14 protein-coding genes and 4 tRNA genes are annotated in these 15127 nt (G+C 44.4%); all 18 read right to left on the bottom strand.

Annotated features, from left to right (window positions below):
- A partial coding sequence (locus ABD036_RS18445; protein WP_343861971.1) for a GTP-binding protein occupies positions 1–259 on the bottom strand: 259 nt, incomplete at its 3' end.
- A 57-nt stretch (positions 260–316) separates the two neighbouring features.
- Positions 317–392, bottom strand: a tRNA-Thr gene (locus ABD036_RS18440).
- A 7-nt stretch (positions 393–399) separates the two neighbouring features.
- Positions 400–474: transfer RNA gene (locus tag ABD036_RS18435), tRNA-Gly, on the bottom strand.
- A gap of 93 nt (positions 475–567) precedes the next feature.
- Positions 568–652: transfer RNA gene (locus tag ABD036_RS18430), tRNA-Tyr, on the bottom strand.
- A 7-nt stretch (positions 653–659) separates the two neighbouring features.
- Positions 660–735 (bottom strand) — tRNA-Thr (locus tag ABD036_RS18425).
- A 225-nt stretch (positions 736–960) separates the two neighbouring features.
- The gene (locus ABD036_RS18420; RefSeq protein WP_343862576.1) at positions 961–1692 is read right to left on the bottom strand and encodes a type III pantothenate kinase; all 732 of its coding nucleotides are present in this window, start codon (positions 1690–1692) and stop codon (positions 961–963) included.
- The gene (gene birA, locus ABD036_RS18415) at positions 1676–2650 is read right to left on the bottom strand and encodes a bifunctional biotin--[acetyl-CoA-carboxylase] ligase/biotin operon repressor BirA (RefSeq protein ID WP_343862574.1); all 975 of its coding nucleotides are present in this window, start codon (positions 2648–2650) and stop codon (positions 1676–1678) included. Before birA ends, ABD036_RS18420 begins: the two co-directional genes overlap by 17 nt.
- Positions 2647–3633: a UDP-N-acetylmuramate dehydrogenase gene (murB, locus tag ABD036_RS18410; protein ID WP_343862572.1), complete on the bottom strand. Its 987-nt coding sequence runs from the start codon at positions 3631–3633 to the stop codon at positions 2647–2649. The genes birA and murB overlap by 4 nt, the downstream gene beginning before the upstream one ends.
- 202 nt (positions 3634–3835) lie before the next feature.
- Entirely contained in the window at positions 3836–4492 is a 657-nt protein-coding gene (locus ABD036_RS18405; protein ID WP_343862570.1) for a hypothetical protein, read from the bottom strand.
- 130 nt (positions 4493–4622) lie between these two features.
- Positions 4623–6695 (bottom strand): GumC family protein, encoded by a 2073-nt coding sequence (locus ABD036_RS18400; protein WP_343862568.1) that lies wholly within the window; start codon positions 6693–6695, stop codon positions 4623–4625.
- Between the two features lie 3 nt (positions 6696–6698).
- Positions 6699–7226: a polysaccharide biosynthesis/export family protein gene (locus ABD036_RS18395; protein ID WP_343862566.1), complete on the bottom strand. Its 528-nt coding sequence runs from the start codon at positions 7224–7226 to the stop codon at positions 6699–6701.
- Positions 7208–8437: a hypothetical protein gene (locus ABD036_RS18390; protein WP_343862565.1), complete on the bottom strand. Its 1230-nt coding sequence runs from the start codon at positions 8435–8437 to the stop codon at positions 7208–7210. The genes ABD036_RS18395 and ABD036_RS18390 overlap by 19 nt, the downstream gene beginning before the upstream one ends.
- Positions 8438–8522: 85 nt before the next feature.
- The gene (locus ABD036_RS18385; RefSeq protein WP_343862563.1) at positions 8523–10370 is read right to left on the bottom strand and encodes a polysaccharide biosynthesis protein; all 1848 of its coding nucleotides are present in this window, start codon (positions 10368–10370) and stop codon (positions 8523–8525) included.
- Entirely contained in the window at positions 10367–11545 is a 1179-nt protein-coding gene (locus ABD036_RS18380; RefSeq protein WP_343862561.1) for a DegT/DnrJ/EryC1/StrS family aminotransferase, read from the bottom strand. The genes ABD036_RS18385 and ABD036_RS18380 overlap by 4 nt, the downstream gene beginning before the upstream one ends.
- Positions 11546–11555: 10 nt before the next feature.
- Entirely contained in the window at positions 11556–12185 is a 630-nt protein-coding gene (locus ABD036_RS18375) for an acetyltransferase (RefSeq protein WP_343862559.1), read from the bottom strand.
- Positions 12185–12796, bottom strand: coding sequence for a sugar transferase (locus ABD036_RS18370; RefSeq protein WP_343862557.1), 612 nt, complete (start codon positions 12794–12796; stop codon positions 12185–12187). Before ABD036_RS18370 ends, ABD036_RS18375 begins: the two co-directional genes overlap by 1 nt.
- A gap of 9 nt (positions 12797–12805) precedes the next feature.
- Complete coding sequence (locus tag ABD036_RS18365; protein WP_343862555.1) at positions 12806–13954, bottom strand: glycosyltransferase family 4 protein; 1149 nt, start codon at positions 13952–13954, stop codon at positions 12806–12808.
- The gene (locus ABD036_RS18360; protein WP_343862553.1) at positions 13954–15126 is read right to left on the bottom strand and encodes a glycosyltransferase family 4 protein; all 1173 of its coding nucleotides are present in this window, start codon (positions 15124–15126) and stop codon (positions 13954–13956) included. The genes ABD036_RS18365 and ABD036_RS18360 overlap by 1 nt, the downstream gene beginning before the upstream one ends.
- Position 15127: the final 1 nt, after the last annotated feature.

The raw sequence follows: 15127 nt of genomic DNA, 5'->3' as shown, positions 1-15127 counted from the left end.
CGGCGTGTCCAGGACAATCTACGTGTGCGTAGTGACGGTTAGGTGTGTCATATTCAACGTGAGACGTTGAAATTGTGATACCACGCTCACGCTCTTCTGGAGCGTTATCGATTTGGTCAAACGCTGATGCAGAACCACCATAAGTCTTTGCTAGAACAGTCGTGATTGCCGCTGTTAGCGTCGTTTTACCGTGGTCAACGTGGCCAATTGTACCGACGTTTACGTGGGTTTTCGTACGTTCAAACTTTTCTTTTGCCATCTTAAATTTTTCCTAGCAAAGTAATTAAAAAACCTATCCAAAGAGAGAAGAGAGAAATGGTGCTGATAGGCAGATTCGAACTGCCGACCTCACCCTTACCAAGGGTGCGCTCTACCAACTGAGCCATATCAGCACGTAATTGGAGCGAGCAGTGGGAATCGAACCCACGTCATCAGCTTGGAAGGCTGAGGTAATAGCCATTATACGATGCTCGCAAACCTATTCTCTGTCCACCTCGATGAAAAGTGGTGGTGCAACAAAACGCGTTACAACCTACACCTGATTAACCTGCAGGTGCGCAGTAAAAATGGTGGAGGGGGCAGGATTCGAACCTGCGAAGGCTGAGCCGGCAGATTTACAGTCTGCTCCCGTTGACCGCTTGGGTACCCCTCCAGATTGATGGTGCCGACTGCCGGAGTCGAACTGGCGACCTACTGATTACAAGTCAGTTGCTCTACCAACTGAGCTAAGTCGGCACTGCATCAAGTGGGTGCGCATTCTAGAGTAATGATCACTAAGGCGCAACAGTATTTGTCCAAAAAAACACGAATTTTCGTGGATTTCTTAAAAAATAATGATGAGGTGTTTAAAAATTCAACTGCGCGATGTGGAATATGTGTTGAGTGCTGTTAAAACGCACAGGTACAGAAAGCTAACCGCATGCTGCCTTTGAGCAAAGTACGTTCTATAGATGTCAGCGATTAAGCGAATCGACCTAGGCCTTCAAGCACCAAATTAGGTTTGATTATGACGTTATGATCTACTTGAGATGCCAGCAGATCGCTATCACCGCCGCAGATGTAAATACAATAATGTTGATTGTGAGTAGAGAGCAGTCTGTGGGCTTCATTCACTATTCCGCTAAGTGCGGCGAGACATCCCATGTTAACGCATTCTTGGGTACTGGTTCCTAAACGAAGTTGTGTGGGGCGAAGTGAATCACCAAAGACGCGATCTGCCTTTGAAGTCACGGCTTCGCGCATCATGCTAAATCCAGGAACGATCCAACCACCAAGATGACGATTCTCCACTACAAGGTCACAAGTGAGCGCAGTTCCGGCATCTATTACTGCAACCGGTAGCTGAGTATGTAGTCTTGCGGCCAATATGGCCAACCAACGGTCTACGCCCAGATTCTCAGGGTGAACATATGCGCAACATATTTCAAATTCGCTAGATTGTGTTGTTACTTCTACTACCTCAATGCCTCTTTGTTGGCAGGCAAGAATCGTTTTCTGAGTCAGCTCATTGTTTTTGACAGAACCCAGCACTACTTTATCAATTGCATTATTTAGTTCGGGTATATCTTCGATATCTTTACAGTGTTTAGCTAACAATGGCGCGCCAGACACTTTTATCGCATATTTCATTCTGCTATTACCCACATCTAACAGCAGAGTGTTTTTGGTTGACGAATTAACCAGGTCTGACACTGATTTCGCCTCCATGATAAGGGGTTACACGATTATTCTGTTCTAACATCAACGCGCCGTCTTGATTTACTCCACGCACAGTACCTTTTACTTGTTTCTCACCCATGTGTAAGGTGACTGGCTGGTTATCGTAATAGTCATGTTGTTTCCAAGAATCTAAGAAAGGCTGAAGGCCCTGCTTTTCAAATAGGGTTAACACTGTTACTAGTTCATCGATAATGTTGGCAGCCAACTCATTGCGGTCGAACTGCCAGCCAGTGCTTTTACTCAAATCGGTCCAAGCTTGATCTATATTGACCTTAGATTCTGGCAAGTCAATATTGAGCCCTAAGCCTATCACTGCCTCACACGCTGAGCCCATTTGCCCTTCTACTTCTACTAGAATTCCAGCAAGTTTTTTACCATGCAAATACACATCGTTTGGCCACTTCAACATGGCGCCTTGTACATCTAATTTTTTTAACGCTTGAACAATCGCGATCCCAACAACTAAACTCAAACCACTGATTGCTTGGTATCCTCCAGGAAAAGACCAGAACATCGAGAGGTAAATACTCGCGCCATAAGGAGAAACCCAAGAGCGTCCTCGCCTTCCTCGCCCTTCGGTCTGAGCTTCGGCGATACAAACATAACCATTGCTTAAAGAGCGCTTCTGCTGCTTTATATAGGTATTGGTCGAATCGATAATATTCAACACATTGACCTGTTCCGGATTAAGCTTTTCTAATCGGTCGACAATTTGACCATGCGACAACAGTGATATCGGCTTAGCCAACCGATATCCTTTGCCGGTAACACTGAAAATATCCAGCCCCAATTTCCCCAAGGCTTTTACATTTTTAGACACTGAAGCTCTACTCAAACCCAGCTCTTTTCCCAACAACTCACCTGAATGAAATTGTCCATCCGCTAAACGTTGTAAAATCAGTGTTCTGGTTAAACTCGTGCGCTGTGTCATAAGCTAATAAATCCTTCTTTACCAATCAACCTAACTTCGTTTTCTAAGGAAATTGAAAATACGTCAATCACCTTTTGTTGTATCTCTTTGGCTAGACCGAGCAATTGCTGTCCCGTGCCAGTGCCATCGTTAGTAAGCACTAAAGGCTGAGTGGGATGACATTGTATACCTCCGCGTTTTTCGCCTTTGAAGCCTAAGGTATCAATCAGCCACGCAGCAGGTATTTTTACGGTGCGGTTATCCACCGCGTAATGTGGCATTTTCGGCCATTTAAATTGCAATTCTTCAAATAAGCTTTGGCTGATTACTGGGTTCTTAAAGAAGCTTCCAGCGTTACCCACTTTAGCAGGATCGGGCAGTTTAGCGTTTCGAACCGCTACCACTTTATTGAATATGTCTTGTGCCGAAGGGGTTTCTAACAACCGCAGTTCACCGTAATGTTGACAGGGTTGCCATTGCTTTGGTAAGTGCAAAACCACATCTGTGATAAGCACCCGTTGGCTTAGCTCTCGTTTAAAAATGCTATCTCGGTAGCCAAACTGACATTCTGCGTTAGACAGCCAATGCGAGCCGCCCGTGGTTAAATCCACAAAACCGATACGATCGACAAACTGCTGCAACTCAACACCGTAAGCACCGATGTTTTGAATAGGAGCGGCACCAACAGTGCCAGGGATCAAAGCCAAATTTTCAAGGCCATTAATACCTTGTTGCATGCAATGCACGACCAATTGGTGCCAGTTCTCACCGGCCTTAACGCTAATTTCAACATAGTCGCTGTGCTGCGTTATCTGCTTACCGAGGAGCTCTATTTTAACAATGGTACCTATGTAATCCTCGGTGAAAACGCAATTACTGCCCTGCCCTAAGATCACAAAAGGAGCTTGCATGTTTACATTAGCAAGCTCGTTATCGTCAACGATGATGATGTTTTTTGCAGTTGCCGAAAGGCCAAATGTGTGTAAGCAATGCAGAGGATACAAGCGATAGTCCGTGTTATTTTTTAGTTTAGTGTAACCAACCTCACGAGGATCCACAATTCGCACGACTAAAGGCTCAAAAAAACCGTGGGCAAAACCACTATAAAACGTCTAGTGAGTTGGTCTTAGGTTTGAAAAGATCAGACGCTCTAACGTCAAAACCCCGAACTAAGTCGGGGTTCTAGTATCATGAAGTACTTACTGGTTAGGCTGGTGTTAGAGCTTTTCTTCTACGCAGCATCACAAAACCTAATGCTGTTAAAAATATGCCCAACATGCTTGCTTCAGAAAGCTGGGCATTGATAGTTGGTTGAGCTGACATAGTTAAAAATGTACTGTAGTAGTAGGTTGGCGCCCCAGTTACATAGCTAGAATAATCAGGCGAAAACTCATCACCGTAAATATAAGCATTACCTAAAGAGCCATTGATACGACCTCCGCCTAAACGAACTGCGCCTGTTTCATCTGCGTATAATCCAAATCCATAATTTACAAGAGCGTTGTCTCTATGCGTCGTCGCGCCAAACAAATCGAGCCACTGTTGGGTTTCATCAAAGCATGAGTTACCCACGTAACAGTTATTTTGATAATTGGTATTAGTGCTAGGAACAAAGCTACGGAAGGATTTAGCTAACAGATCTTCAACTTGTGAGTTGGTAGCATAATCCCAGTTGTCATATAGATCGCCTGCTTGGAAATAACCCACATCGGCAGACTGTGATAAGTCCAACCAAATGGTACCGGTCTCTAAATCTTTAACGGCAAGCTCATCGCCATCATTAAACGCATCCCATTGCACTAGAGCAGCTGATGCCGATGTACTTGCTGCACAAAGCAGTAAAAGTGGAATTAAAAACTTCATGATATTTTGTCACCTAATATTAGCCAGTTACTGATTCTAACTGACTGAAATTAGAAGTACATTATCAATTAGTATAATAAGGTATGAATTTTCATATTAGGCAGCGAAAAAATGTTACCATTTCGTTAACTTACTTGTATTTCCGCTTACTCTTAACATTGGTCAACACCACGCCCATCAAGGGGCAGCCAGACTCCTGCAACCTCTGAACACTCATTAACAACTCTTCAACAACTATATTCTCTATATCGCATTCTAGTACTACTGCGTTCGCTAATTTTGATACCACTAAGGCATCGCTGTATGCATTTATTGCGGGTAAGTCGATAACGAGGCGTTCGTTAATTATCGATAGTTTTTCAATGAAACTAGCAAACCTTTGCTTGGCCAAATAGACTAAAGGATCCGCTGGAACAGGCCCACCGGTCATGACTAACAAAGGCGTGTTTGCTGGACGATAGATGCACTCACTGAGTCTAGCTCGGCGTGATAGCAGGCTGGTTAAACCGGCTTTTTCGTTAGGCAATTTGAACATTTTGGCAATCGAAGGTGAGCGCAAATCAGCATCAATTAATAAGGTTTTTTCTAAACGGCTAAATGAGTCAGCAAGTTGCACAACTAAACCGGACTTTTTCTGTTCTGCACTGACGCGGGTAACAGCAATAATTCGGTTCTCATCTTGTTCGTCTGATTTGTTAACTAAGAGCACGGTGCGCAAAGAGCGAACAGACTCTGAATAGGCAAAATACTGTTTGCGGTCATCGAACAAGGTTTCAGAACTCAAATTTTGCTGTTTCTTGTTAAGCTTAGGGAACTCGGCCAAAACAGGCACATCCAGTGAACGTAACAACTGACGTACCTTACTGCGCTTGTCACTAAGCAAATGAACAATCAGCCAAACACCAGTGCTGAACACAGTAGAAAGTAGCACGATAACAATTAGCGATAAACCAACGTTTGGTTTGAAAGGCCGTTTGGGCACGGCAGCATAGTCAATCACCGCATAGTTGCCTTGCTGTTCGATGTCTTTGAGAAGCTCAGTTTCTTGCAAACGGCTCAAGAAAGCTTCGTAAAGTTTTTGATTAGATTCTAACTCTCGCTTTAGTTTGGTCAGGGTAATTTCCAAACGCCCTAATTTACTGTGCTGCTTTTTCGCTTCGACAAGACTGGCTTCCAATGAGGCTTTGCGTTCTAGTAAAACCTCATATTCGCGCTTTAAACTCTCGACCGCTTGTTGCAGTGCGTTTGCCAGCTCTAATTTGATTTCTTTAAGCTGACTTACCGCGGTGATATGACGATAGTGTTTGTGTTTATAGCGCTTGGAAATCTCCGACAACAATCTTTCTTGTTCCATAATACGCTTGCGCATTTCGATAATCACGGTGCTGTTCGCGATTTGCGGAATGCCCATCAATAATTCGGGCTTATCGATGACTTTGTTTGCTTGATTGACGACTGATTTAACCTCATTCACCACCTTATCGTTTAGCAGTTGCTCACGCATTAAGGTCGAGATTTCACTCTGTACTAGCCCTAACTGGCTGGCAAGATCCACTAATTCGTTTTCTTCTAGAAATTGCTGGAGCTTAGTTTCAGATTCCGTCAAAGTTCCTTGAATTGCATCGACTTGAGAATTAAGCCAACGTGAGGCTATTTCCGCTCTTTCTCGACTTTTAACCGACTGAAACGCAAAAAACATAGGACCAATTTGATTGACCAAACGAGCCGCGATTTCTGGCGACTTCGAGACAAAACTGACCTTCAACATGTCCGTTTCATTCAAATGACTCAGTGAGAGATCTTCAATCACCACATCCACTGCGTGAGCCAAATCTGGCTTACCCGCTGAGCTGCCAAATTCGGGAATAAATTCGGGTTCTTTGTGCAGATCCATACTTTGCACAACTGAGGTTATAAATTGTTTCGAGCGGATAAACTCAATATGCGTATCCATTTTACTCGGACCGCGTCCTGTCAAAGCGGCTAGCCCGGTTAAATTAACCCCGCCACTGCGATCATCGAGCAACAATGTGCTGGAGGCTAAATACGTTTTGGGGATTTTCTTTACATAATAGAATCCAACCGAGACCAATATGGTCACAGTGAGCATGATGTGGAATTTCTTCTGCCACAAAAACGAGAATAAATCAGCAACGTCAAAGCTGACTTCTTGTTGTTTTTCATACTCTTCTACATTAGACATAAGTTAAAACACGCTTTCTTCGATGTGCAAAATATCCCCTGGAAAAACGGGCGTGTCTTTTTTCACTCTGACTTTATTTTGTGCCGCACCGCGTAAAATATACCAATCCGATTTTGAGGCACGGTCGCGTAGTCCACCGCCTATGGCGATTGCTTGTTCAACCGTTAGGTTAAGTCGAAAGTCAAATACGCCCGGTAATTTAACCGCACCTTTAATGTAGAAAGGACGATACTTTTCGATAGTGACGCTAACGTCTGGCTCCACTAGATAGCCATCGAACAGCGCTGCTTCTATTTCACTTTCCAGCACACTGGGCGGTTTTCCCGATACAGAAATAGAGCCAATTAAAGGCAGTTTGACGATGCCTTGTGCGTTTACCATAGTTCTGACATACAGGTCTTTTTCGTTATAAACATCGATAACGATCACATCGCCCGTATCGATCATGTACTCATCGGGCACCGCAGTTTGTGCAGTTATTGCTGTGGATACCAACAGCAAAGTCGCAAGAATTAGAATTCGTATTGCCACGATACACCTATTGAGTTTTGTGTCGCATCCACGCCGCGGGTTTCATCTTTAAGCTCATTAGTTCCTATTAATATGTTAACGACACTATGATCAGACAAATTAATCTGTGTGCTTAGGCCATAATTTAGGTCATCGGCGGTCCCGTCTTGCAACAGCTCTTGATATTTTAGCCTGCGCAGTTTAGCCGTTAAACCAAAGCGCCATTGATCGCTGTAAAAGTACAACCATTCGGCTATATGCTCTTCTTCGATAGTGTCGAAAGAATTTTCGTTGTTTTCACCCGAGGTGGAACGACGCTCTGAGCCAAGGCTGAACAACATATCTTCACGAGGGTACAAGTCGATTGCCAATTCCCAGTTAACCCCAGAGGTGTTGTCAATGGTGTCGTAACGACGCTGGTATGCGCCTATCAAAGCTAACACTTTTGATTTCCCCCCTGGCAGCCATTCGGTTCCAGTCAAGAAGCGGAAATAGTTACTGTTTAAAGAGGGGGCAAATTCGTAAGTTAATTTTCGATATTCCACTAATGCGATCAATTGTGTCTGATCACTTAGTCTGAAGTTGGAGTAAAGACTCACTACATCTTGTTCTAAATCAAAAGAATTGGAGTAGACGTTAACATCGTCATAATCTCGAATCGATTTCACCACGGTAAATTGAATTGAGCGATAAGCCCGGTCAGCACCATAAGTCACGCTGGCGCTAAGTTGCGCAATGCTAGCTGAGTCATTTTCAGCAATTCCCTGCCTAAACTGAGAAATGCCGGATCCGATACGTTCATCAAAATCGGTGTAACGCGCATTTAAATCTACCGACCAACGTTGATCCAAGAAAACGCGATTATTCAGCCCCAGGTCAAACGTTGAAAAACTATCTGATTGCTCAATCAGGTTATCAGCCAGTTGAAACTGACTGGTTTGCACCAGATATTTGGCTTCAAACCAATATTCTTCTTGCTTAGTTACCAAGTTTCCTTTGCCAGTAGCGGACAAAGAGCTGCTTTTAACATCCTCTTCCAATAACGGATTGTAATTGTCGGTATACCCAACTCCAACACCAAAAATGAACGGGGATTTGGTTTTGTCATAAAATTTTTCACTCGGATCGAATACCGTTTCACCTAAGTCAAAGGTGCCATCAACGGCGCGCGCGCTTTGCAACACACTCAAAATGATTATCGATACGACAAACGCAATACTAACTGTTCGCATAGGAGAGACTACCTTTAATACAAGCATACATATCTATCGGCTAGTAGCGATTTTACTTTATACGACAGAACAACGGCTCATTGGATTAATGTTGGGCGGGAGAATACCCGAGTGGCGCTTCAAGTAGGATGTTTATTGCATCGTTTTCTTCTTGATTAACCAGCGCATAATTGAGTTTGTCGACTAACATGACAATTTCTTCGAAAGGCAGTTTTTGTTCATCGGCCCCCATTATACGAGGATGTTGAGTTTCGGTATCCGCATCATCAATTAACAACTCTTCGTATAGTTTTTCACCTGGGCGCAGTCCTGAAAATTTAATCTCAATATCACCATCGGGAAATTCGGGGGTGCGTACCGTGTGGCCCATCAAGTGCGCCATTTTGGAAGCTAAATCTGTGATTTTTACTGGAGCCCCCATATCAAGTACAAATACTTCACCATGCCTACCCATGGCTCCCGCTTGGATAACGAGCTGGGCGGCTTCAGGTATTGTCATGAAATAGCGGATGATATCGGGGTGTGTCACCGTGATAGGTCCGCCATCATTAATTTGTTGACTGAACAAAGGTACCACCGATCCAGACGAACCCAGCACGTTACCAAAACGTACAATGGCAAATTGGGTGTCGGAATGCAGCTCAGCGATCCCCTGTATATAGAGCTCAGCAAAGCGTTTGGTGGCGCCCATAATATTAGTTGGTCTTACCGCTTTATCGGTTGATATCAACACGAACTTTTCAACATCGTGCTCGACCCCAACCAGAGCCACATTGGAGGTACCAAACACGTTATTGCGTATCCCTGCCAACGGATTGCTCTCTACCATAGGCACATGTTTGTATGCTGCAGCATGATAAACCGTTTGAATTTTGTGTTGCTTGAACACGTTTCTCAATGCAACTGTATCTTGAATACTCGCCAGAATAGGTACAAATTCGATATTGTCATATTGACGTTTCAGTTCATTTTCTATCTGATATAAATTAAATTCAGAAAGTTCAAACAAGACCATTTTTGTTGGTTTCGCTAGGACTATTTGTCGACACAATTCACTACCAATTGAACCACCAGCACCGGTTACCATCACCACTTTTCCAGCAATGTTCATCTCCAGTAACTCTGGGATCGGCGGCACAGGATCTCGACCGAGCAAATCTTCAATTCGAATTTCACGAAGCTCGTCAATTTTGCGCTTTCCGGATACAACATCTTGAATGTTCGGAATACTGAGTAATTCGACGGCATAAGGCTCCAACTCCGCAATGAGTTCTTTGCGACGCTCTTTAGATGAATTATTCACTGCCAACAGCATTTTGTTGACGCCGTAACGTTCAATTAAACCGGCAATTTCTTCTCTTGAAGCAACGGGTAGGCCTAATACCTGCTTACCTTGATACTGTCGTTTGTCATCAACAAACGCGATAGGTTGTAAGCCCGTTCCTGCACGCAGAGTTAACACCAATGAACGGCCGGACTCACCCGCGCCAAAAACGATGCACTTTTCACGCATTTTATATTGCTGAGCCTGCGATGATGCTTGTATAAGTAGCCGAGGAGCTGCGATTAACGTCACCGCTACCATGAGATAGATAAACGGAACTGTGGCAGGCATGAAAATATTCAGACTATATTTTGCTATCAGCAAATAACAGGTAGAAAATATCAGCACCAAAATCATCAGATAAACGGCACGAACGCCCATATATCGAATGATCTGCGAGTATTGGCCAATGGCGACAAAGGCGAATAAGGTAAAGACGAGATTGGCAGTTAAGGTTCCCCACTCTAACGCAGTAAAGCTCCAAGCACTGATCCCGATTCTTAACCAATAGGCGAATAGCAAAGCAATGACGATTGAGACAAGATCCCAACCAACCGCTAACGCTAGCTTCGCTCGGGGATGCAGTTCAAAGAGGGATTCTAATCTCATTCAGCACTCGCTTGTTGCATTACCTTGGCAATAGTTTCACAGCATAAATCAATTTCAGCCGGTTGTAATGTTGGATGCACCAAGAACATCAGCGATGTTTCGCCAAGTTCAACCGCATTAGGTCTTGGTGTAGTCGGCCGTAAATCAGTGTCATCAAACGCTTTTTCTAAATACACTTCCGAACAAGAGCCTGAGAAGCAAGGCACTTTTGCCGCATTAATCTGTTCCATGATGCGATCGCGATCCCAGCCTGATTTAAGCTTTTCAGGTCTGACAAACACATAACATTTGTAGTAAGCATGCTCGATATCGTCCGGTATCTGAGGCACGCGTAAGGCATCAAATTGCTGACACGCAGAAAAAATTTGTTGTGAATACTGTTCTCGCACAGCCCGCCATTGCGGCATTTTTTTAAGTTGTAATCTACCTACTGCAGATTGAATCTCAGTCAATCGCCAATTCGTGCCAAAGGACTCGTGTAACCAACGAAATCCGGGCGGATGCTCTTTTTCGTAAACCGCATGCCAAGATTTGCCATGATCCTTGTATGACCATATTTTATGATAAATCTCTTCGCTGTTAGTGGTGACCATGCCACCTTCGCCAGCAGTCGTCATGATTTTGTCTTGGCAAAACGACCAAGCGCCAATTTCCCCAATCGCTCCTACTGGCATGCCCTTGTATTTGGCGCCATGCGCTTGAGCACAATCTTCAACGACTCTTAACCCATGCTGCTTCGCAAGTGCATTAATACCATCCATATCGCAAGGCCACCCCGCCAAATGCACACACAATATTGCCGAGGTATTATCGGTAATTTGCGCCTTGATGGTGTCAACAGTGATGTTTTGTGAATCAAGGTCGACATCGGCAAATACGGGAACAAGACCCGCTAACACTATACTTGAAACGGACGCCAAAAACGTACGAGAAGTTACAATAACCTCAGATCCTTTGGGCAAGTCCAACGCTACCCACGCCAGGTCCAAAGCAACAGTGCCATTAGCAACAGCAATAGCATATTTACACCCGCTAAACTGGGCAAATTCCTTCTCAAATTCGCGACCTATTTGTCCAGTCCAATAATTGACTTTATTGGATTTGAGTACTTCAAGCACTGCGTTTTGCTCTTGCTCGTCATAATCAGGCCAAGGAGAGAACGGACCGTTTAGCATTTTTGGAACCTCATTGAGTGTTAACTAATTTGGCAGGCACCCCTACCACTGTTGCATTATCAGGTACATCGTTGATGACCACGGCACCGGCCCCCACAGTAACACCTTCGCCTACATTGATATTATTGGAAATTGTGGCATTAATACAAATAAAACTGCAGTTACCAACATTTACGGTACCGGCTAATCGAGCACCGACCGATACATGTACATAATCACCAATAGTGTTGTCATGATCAATACTTGCCGCCGTATTAACAATACAGCCTTCACCGACACTAGCATAAGGATTGATAACCGCTTGGGCACAAATTAGAGTGCCAGGGGCTATTTTGGCGTAAGGGCTAACGATGGCAGAAGGGTGAATTAGCGTTGCAAAATCCAACTGATAATCTTCCAAGAGAACCTTAGATACCTTTAGGCGCACTTGATTATTGCCAATCGCCACAAATACTTGAGTACGTTCATCAGTAAAATGAATGATATCAGCCAAGGTGCCGACAACCGGCCACTGACCAATTTTATTTCGTGTTGGAAAGCGGTCATCTATGAATTGTATTTTATTGTAAACACCCATTGCCTCGGCACAATCCGCAACCACACTGCCGTGTCCACTTGCACCGACAATGAGCAATTGCATTAGTTGTCGTCCTTCTGCGAATCGGAACCGGTGAATTTCGTCATAGTCGCTTCACCCTGTTGATTGATGTCTTTTCGTCTGATCACTTTTTGCACTGTCATCAAAATTATTTTTATGTCCAATAACAACGACTGGTTATCAACGTACCACACGTCCAAGTCGAATTTTTGCTCCCAGCTTAAGGTGTTTCTGCCATTGACTTGAGCCCAACCAGTAATACCAGGACGCACTTCATGTCGTCTTGCTTGATGCTCGCTGTACAAGGGCAAATATTCAGGTAACAGTGGTCGAGGCCCAACTAAGCTCATATCCCCTTTAATGACATTGAGCAAACCGGGTAACTCGTCCAAACTGGCACTTCGTAAAAATTGACCAAATTTGGTCAATCGCTGTGCGTCAGGTAACAATTCACCATGCTCATCGGTTTCACTGGTCATGCTTCTAAATTTATACATTCGAAACAACTTGCCATTTTTTCCGGGACGAAGCTGAGAGAATAATATTGGGCTGCCCAGTTTGATCCGGATCAGCACGGTAACCACAATTAGCACTGGCAACACCACTAGCAAGCCACATATTGATGCCAGTAAATCGATCAGACGTTTAAGCATATTGTAGTCTCATGAATTGGATTCTGCTTGAATATGTTGATAAAAATCAAAAACTTGTTTGGCATTATGCTCTACATTCATAACCTTAGCTACACGTTCAGAAGCATTTTCGATTCGACGAAGGCGTTCGGGTTCGTTTTCGATGGCTTCAATAATCTTTTGCGCTAGCGAATCAGGATCTTTTGCCTGCGCCATATAACCCGTTTCACCGTCTTCAACCAAATCGGGAAAGCCACCGACATTGGATGTTAGGGTAGCAACTCCGGCATACATAGATTCTACCGCGCCGCCCACATTCTCAGAATGGGATGGATGCACAGCAAGATCGAATTGCGGATAAAGTTGAGGTACGTCGGTCCGTGTCCCCAGGAAAAAACACCGACCTGGGGCTTGTTGCTCGGCGTACTCTTTGACTGAGTCGAAATAGTGTTGGGTATTCCCCCAAGGTCCACCGACAAACACGCAGGCAATATTCGGATAACGCTGGGCGACTATCGCCATCGCATCAATGAGATCTTCATGGCCTTTAAGACCTCTTTTCTGGCCCAAGTAACTTTTAGGGGCATAGAAAAACGCCACCATGCCCAATAAAAACGTGTCTGCTGACAATCCTAACTGCTGTTTAAGATTATCGGTGCCGTCTCGCTCAAAGGTAAAGTCGCCGGCATTCACGCCGTAATATGCTAAGCCGACACGGCTAGGATCAATACCCTGTTGTATGTAAGTGTTCTGCGTCCAAAGGCAAGATGCTAACCAGCTGTCGTATTGATTGGCACTGAGTAAATCGACGTTTCTAAACAGCCAATGCTCAAGATGCAGCGGCCCGGGCACATGAAAGATTTTTTTGATTTGATAGCGACGCAAGGCAAAACGCATAAGCAAAGTGGTTGCAACAAAATGACTGTGCACAATATCAGGTTTGATCTCATCCACTAATTGCCTAAGTTGTTTGGCTTTGGATAGGTTTTGCCATGGCTTTTTGACGATAAAAGACGGGTCGAACAGATGTACGTGAACGCCAGCTGCACGATACTTTTCAACCATAGGACCATCAGGCAACGCTAGATGTACCGTCACTCCTAATTTGACCAATTCTGTAGTTTGTCTTAACGCCCAGCTAGCGCCTACTGCCGTTTTGAGTAAATGCAGTACGACCATTAAGCATCACTCTCAAGTAATGCTTGGTACATGTTACTGCGACGTTCTGTAAGCACATCGTTATGATATTGCTGGGCTTTATCGAAGTTACGCAGGCCAATCTGCAATCGTTGTGACTCATCTAATTGCATCATCTGCGCTATGGCTGCTTGCAATTGCGTTACGTTGTCACGCTCGACTATATGTTCTTGCGGCAATAGCTCTTTGACGCCCCCCACATTAGTGGCAACGCAATTTAGCGAGCGGGCCATAGACTCAATCAAAACTCTGGGCAACCCCTCTTGGCGTGAAGACAGCACAAATAAATCAGAGGCGTCTAATATCTCGTTTATCTGTGCGCGTTGGGACAGATTTCCGACAAAATTAACGCAATCTCGCAGTTCCAACTTTGCTGCTAGTTGTTCCATATCAGGCTGTAAAGCACCACCGCCAATCCAGTCCAGATGTAGTTCAAGACCTTGTGATTTTAACGCAGCGAGGGTTTCAAGCATAAAATCACAGCCCTTGTATGGCTGCGATAAATTGCCAATACACACAATTCGATAAGGCTTGGATAGCGGGTATTGATCGCGTTTTTTGTAATCGCTATCCGACAGTTGGATTGATGAATAGTGAGTATGAAAAGCCTTAGGATTGGGCGGGTAACGCTCTTGCAGACTGTACTCGGTAACATAAGAAATTGACGCTGCGTTTTGGCACTGCTTGGTCAACATATTAACGAAAATCCATTTGAACACGGGCCTAAGGGCGCTGGTACTAGCGTCTTTGGCAAACACATCCATAGGATCGCCTACCACCTCAGCCGCGTAGGGCTTATTGGCTGGCATTGCAAACCAATGATAAAACAATGCCAAAATACCGGGAACACGGTATATCACGCAACGTTTTGCTGACTTACGAGTGCGTAAAGCTTTTATGAGATTAGGGATATTTTTAACAAAGCCCCAAGGGCCGATATAGATTGGCAGATTGGTAAAGGTAAGATTTTCACCATCAACACGCTGCCATTCTGGCTGGGGCTGTTCCACTTGGCTCACTCTAGCAACGACGTTCACGGCACTGAAAACGCGTAAATAGCGTTGCCAGAATACGTTTGGAAAGGCGTTATCTGTCCAATATTTTTTTTGCGAACACTGATAAAAGCGTTGCTCTATTATTACGTCTACCTGCACA

This window comes from Aliiglaciecola litoralis (assembly GCF_039523355.1).
GTDB classification, from domain to species: Bacteria; Pseudomonadota; Gammaproteobacteria; order Enterobacterales; family Alteromonadaceae; genus Aliiglaciecola; species Aliiglaciecola litoralis.
Note: the sequence above shows the minus strand (reverse complement) of the source record. Positions and strands in the feature narration are given on the sequence as shown.

Bases quoted from the DNA above. Each gene is read 5' to 3' on its own strand.
- birA (WP_343862574.1), bottom strand. From the start codon at position 2,650: ATGACACAGCGCACGAGTTTAACCAGAACACTGATTTTACAACGTTTA.
- ABD036_RS18405 (WP_343862570.1), bottom strand. From the start codon at position 4,492: ATGAAGTTTTTAATTCCACTTTTACTGCTTTGTGCAGCAAGTACATCG.
- ABD036_RS18400 (WP_343862568.1), bottom strand. From the start codon at position 6,695: ATGTCTAATGTAGAAGAGTATGAAAAACAACAAGAAGTCAGCTTTGAC.
- ABD036_RS18390 (WP_343862565.1), bottom strand. From the start codon at position 8,437: ATGCGAACAGTTAGTATTGCGTTTGTCGTATCGATAATCATTTTGAGT.
- ABD036_RS18385 (WP_343862563.1), bottom strand. From the start codon at position 10,370: ATGAGATTAGAATCCCTCTTTGAACTGCATCCCCGAGCGAAGCTAGCG.
- ABD036_RS18380 (WP_343862561.1), bottom strand. From the start codon at position 11,545: ATGCTAAACGGTCCGTTCTCTCCTTGGCCTGATTATGACGAGCAAGAG.
- ABD036_RS18375 (WP_343862559.1), bottom strand. From the start codon at position 12,185: ATGCAATTGCTCATTGTCGGTGCAAGTGGACACGGCAGTGTGGTTGCG.
- ABD036_RS18370 (WP_343862557.1), bottom strand. From the start codon at position 12,796: ATGCTTAAACGTCTGATCGATTTACTGGCATCAATATGTGGCTTGCTA.
- ABD036_RS18365 (WP_343862555.1), bottom strand. From the start codon at position 13,954: ATGGTCGTACTGCATTTACTCAAAACGGCAGTAGGCGCTAGCTGGGCG.